At 68.9% G+C, this 544-nt stretch carries 1 protein-coding gene; it reads left to right on the top strand.

Features of this window, described 5'->3' with window-relative positions; genetic code table 11:
- The coding region (locus tag KUM32_RS40475) for an arsenic resistance protein (protein ID WP_374227615.1) at window positions 1-544 on the top strand (544 nt) is incomplete at both ends.

Here is a 544-nt window from a genome sequence, read left to right on the forward strand (position 1 = left end):
GCCTCGCCCGCTGCATCGCCATGGTCATCATCTGGAACGACCTGGCCTGCGGCGACCGGGAGGCCGCCGCCGTGCTGGTCGCGCTGAACTCCGTCTTCCAGGTCATCGCCTTCGGCCTGCTGGGCTGGCTCTACCTGGACCTGCTGCCGGGCTGGCTCGGCCTGGGCGACGGCGAGCACCTCGACATCTCCATGTGGAAGATCGCCCTGAACGTCCTGGTCTTCCTCGGCGTCCCGCTGCTCGCCGGCTTCCTCACCCGCCACCTGGGCGAGCGGCGGATGGGGCGCGAGTCGTACGAGTCCCGCGTACTGCCCGCGATCGGGCCGTGGGCGCTGTACGGGCTGCTGTTCACGATCGTGATCCTCTTCGCCCTCCAGGGGAAGACGATCACCTCCCAGCCACTGGACGTGGCCCGGATCGCGGTACCGCTGTTGGTGTACTTCGCGCTCATGTGGGCCGGCAGCTTCCTGCTCGGCAAGGCGATCGGGCTGGCGTACGACCGGACCGTGACGCTGGCGTTCACCGCCGCCGGCAACAACTTCGA

Source organism: Streptomyces sp. AC627_RSS907, assembly GCF_019049165.1.